This window comes from Lysobacter sp. yr284, from assembly GCF_900107375.1.
In the GTDB taxonomy this organism is placed as follows: Bacteria; Pseudomonadota; Gammaproteobacteria; order Xanthomonadales; family Xanthomonadaceae; genus Lysobacter.
In genome coordinates this window covers 1-3,557 of the sequence record NZ_FNPT01000044.1, presented here as the reverse complement: position 1 = coordinate 3,557, position 3,557 = coordinate 1, and the positions used below count along the sequence as shown (strand labels likewise).

Sequence of the window (3,557 nt, the reverse complement as noted above, 5' to 3'; positions counted from 1 at the left end):
GAACTGGGCGCCCGGATTCTCGCGCTACGTCTACGACGAACAGGGCCGGATCAAGCTCGCCTACGACCAGGCCGGCAACCGCGGCTTCGCCTACCAAGTGGACGGCGAAGGCCGGATCCTGCAGCGCGACGAACTGATCGGCGGCCAGGTCGACGCCAACGGCAACGTCAGCAACGCCCAGCAGAACCGCCACCACAGCTACTACTTCTTCGACGACAGGCAGATCGGCAACGTCGGCAACGACGGCATCGACCGCATCGACTACGCCAAGGAGCTCGCGCAGAACGAAGCCCGCGCCGGCGCCAAGAACGACGACCGCCACAAGCGCTTCACCCCGGTGGCGGGCGCCAACTTCGACGAGAACTACCAACCGATCAACAGCCTGTACCCCACCGCCGCGCCGGGCAGCTACATCGTCAAGGCCGGCGACACCCTGCAAGGCATCGCCGCCGCGCTGTGGGGCGACTCGGCGATGTGGTACCTGCTGGCCGACGCCAACGGCCTGGCGCCGAACCAGCCCTTGATCGCCAACACCGTGCTGACGGTGCCGAACAAGGTCACCAACATCCACAACAACGCGAGCACGTTCAAACCGTACGACGCGGGTTCGGCGATGGGCAATACGAGCCCGACGGTGCCGGAGCCGCCGCCGCCGCCGGCCGCGAAGAAGGGGTGTGGTGGGTTCGTCAAGGTCTTGGCGATCGTCATTGCAGTAGTGGTCACCATCTATACGGCAGGTGCGGCCAGCGGCGTGTGGGGGGCGGCGGCGGGCAGTGCAGGAGCGGCCAGCGGGGCTGGTGCCGTTGCGGCGGCTGGCGCCGCAGCGGCGTCCACCAGCAGTGCATTTGCTTTCGGTACGGCAATGGCAGCGGGTCTGAACGCCAGTGCCGGTTTCATGGCGCTTGGCGCGGCGGTTGGATCTATCGCAAGCCAGGCAGTTTTGATCGCCGGTGGAGTCCAGGACAAGTTCAGCTGGAAGCAGGTCGGGGTGGCCGCGGTAGGTGGGGCGATAACGGGCGGGGTGGGACGTCTGGATTTCATCGCCAATGCAGGTGCCAGTCTCGGTGGCGTACTTGGCAGTAAGGGGTTGGGCCAGGCCATCGTCAATGGCACCGCAAGCAATATCGCGAATCAAGTGGTGAACATTGCGGCCGGCGAGCAAAGCCGTTTCGATTGGAAAGGCGTTGCGATAGCGGCGGTATCGTCCGCTGCCGCGTATGGGGTCGGCGAAGCCGTCGGTCGTGCCCAATATGGTGGACGCGACGGATGGGCGCGTGCGGTGGAAACCGGCGCCGCTGGAAGGGATTGGGGTAACGCCGCACTGCGGAACTTCGCCAGAAGCGGAACTGCCGACGCGATCAGCATGGCCGCGAAGGGCAACTTGAGTACAGCGGCGCTGGTCCAATCGGGACTGAACGCACTGGGCAGCACTATCGGCAGCGCCATCGCCGATAGCGCTGCGGTCATGGCGCTGAACCGTCCCGTTGCCGGGCTGAAGCCTGCTCAGGCCGGCATCTATGAGATATACAAGAACGCCGGAATCAGCGAAGAAAAAGCGTTATCCGCAGCGCGAGCGCAATATGTAAGTTCCACTGGGTCTGCTTTCGACTTTAGAGAGTCCTTCGTCGCTGCTGGCGGCGGGTTCATCCAGTACAAGAGCGCTCCCGAGGGCGAAATCATCGACCTCGCGCCGGTTCCGGTAACGGCGACCAGGAATGCCTCGGGAGAATTCGAATCTTGGATTTACTCATACAGCTTGGCCAACTGGATCGGCGAACGCGGGAATCTGCGCTACCCAGTGCGGATCGAACCCATGGCGGCGCCTGCCGCCCCCGGAACCAGGTCGCGTGGACTGCTGGATCAGTCGATCGAAAACGTACTCAACAAGGGCGCACGCGCGGGTCTGACGCCGACGGTGCCGGCAGTAGTGACGCTGCATGATCGACCAGAACTGATCTCCGCCATGTCGGGGCGTGGCTCTTTGTCCGGTTTTCTTAAAGAGGGCTACAACACAGTCTTGCGCAGTGGCCCGCAAACAGAGACTACGGCTTCATGGGCAACGCCTCTCGAGAACGATGAGTTCGGGGGAGCCGCGCTCTTCCAGGTACTCAGCCTGCTGAACCGCACCGCAGTCTTCAATCGCGGTAAGACCGAGTTGGTCGGCTTGACCGCAGACGCATTGGAAAATGACAGTTCCACGGTCGCGGCCGGCACAATCGTCGCTCCGGAAAGGCGAGTTCTTCCGCGGGTTGTCGTCCCCCCAACGGCGTTGTCCTTTCATAGTGACTTCGAACGGGGCAGTGGTACGATCAAACTCAACTTCGGTGGAGGGGAATACGACGTCGGGATCTATGAATTCAAGGATGAAGGGCCGAATTTCTATCTGTTCAAGGAATTCGACAACAACGGGGTGCAGTCTAAATTCGATATCGAAGGCGGTGTCAGCTTCACCAGGTTCTCGCTGGAAAAGGTCGTTGCGGAGCTGAAGGAGCATTATGGCCGCGCGCCTAGGGAATTGTCGGGTTCGTTGGCGGACGATAATTTGAGGAATTTCCAGAAAGAGTATGCGGCCATCCGCAGCGAAACAGCCGGTCTGACCCACGCCGAAGCGGCGAATCTGGCGGTGAGGAGGATATCGTTCGGCGCTCATCGGATAGACATGGGATACGGAGATATTTCCGTTACCTTCCCTAACTACGATGACTTCACCGGCGAGCCGATTTTGGACAAGGTCCACGTTAGTGCTCGCCCCGGGGGCGGGTGAGCGCATTGCCTATTGAGAAATGAGGTGATTTGATGTCCGGGTTTCATGACGAGAAATTAATTCCGAAAATCGCGAAGATCATCGGAGTGGATGCGGCTGAGTTGGATGAGGGGCGCGTCGAATCGCTATCAGAATTGTCGCAGGAGGATGTTGCCCGTGTTCTAAAGATTGCCGAGGTCAATCCCGTGCTCGCGCTGCATTTCATCAGCTACCGGGTTGGTGGTGCGGTTGGTTTGAACGACGCTGTCGCTTACATGGGCAAGCTAAGGGGCTGATTTTCCTTCCATCGACCTTGTTGGTGCGCGAGTGATTGTGGCCGGCATTCCATCCATGGCCCAATGGCTTGGATGTAGGTGCAATGCAGTACGAGCGTGATTGGAGTCGATCCCGCCGCATACTCAGATTTTCGCAAGTCTTCCACCCATGAAGGCTTTCAAGGAGGAACTGCGGTGAGGCAAGCGAGTCAAACAGCCTGGTCGTTACGATGCTGACGACGCCGTGTAGCGCGGCGCATGCCGGCGACAAGGCCGGTCATGCGCGTACTGGCGTCATCAGCGATCGCCTACGATGAGGCCAATGAGCGCCGTTCGGCCCATTACGGGCGCGACGGGCATCTGGAGCGCTACGACTACGACGCCCGCGGCTACCTCACCGACACCACCATCGACGGCGTGCTGCGCGCGCGCCGGGTCAACGATCAGGCCGGCCGGGTCGGCGACTACTACGAGTACGACGCCGGCGGCGCGCTCAAGAGCAGCAGCACGCGCTACTGGGACAACGACAGCCTGCTGAT

Annotated in this window: 3 protein-coding genes; all 3 read left to right on the top strand. The window is 61.3% G+C overall.

Annotated features, from left to right (window positions below; all coding sequences use genetic code 11):
- On the top strand, positions 1-2,764 hold a 2,764-nt coding region (locus BLV01_RS25045), incomplete at its 5' end, for a LysM peptidoglycan-binding domain-containing protein (protein ID WP_139179222.1).
- Positions 2,765-2,796: 32 nt separating this feature from the next.
- Positions 2,797-3,039: a hypothetical protein gene (locus BLV01_RS25040; protein ID WP_091806793.1), complete on the top strand. Its 243-nt coding sequence runs from the start codon at positions 2,797-2,799 to the stop codon at positions 3,037-3,039.
- A 258-nt stretch (positions 3,040-3,297) separates the two neighbouring features.
- The coding region (locus BLV01_RS25035; RefSeq protein WP_139179219.1) for a hypothetical protein at positions 3,298-3,557 on the top strand (260 nt) is incomplete at its 3' end.

Bases quoted from the DNA above. Each gene is read 5' to 3' on its own strand.
- BLV01_RS25040 (WP_091806793.1), top strand. From the start codon at position 2,797: ATGTCCGGGTTTCATGACGAGAAATTAATTCCGAAAATCGCGAAGATC.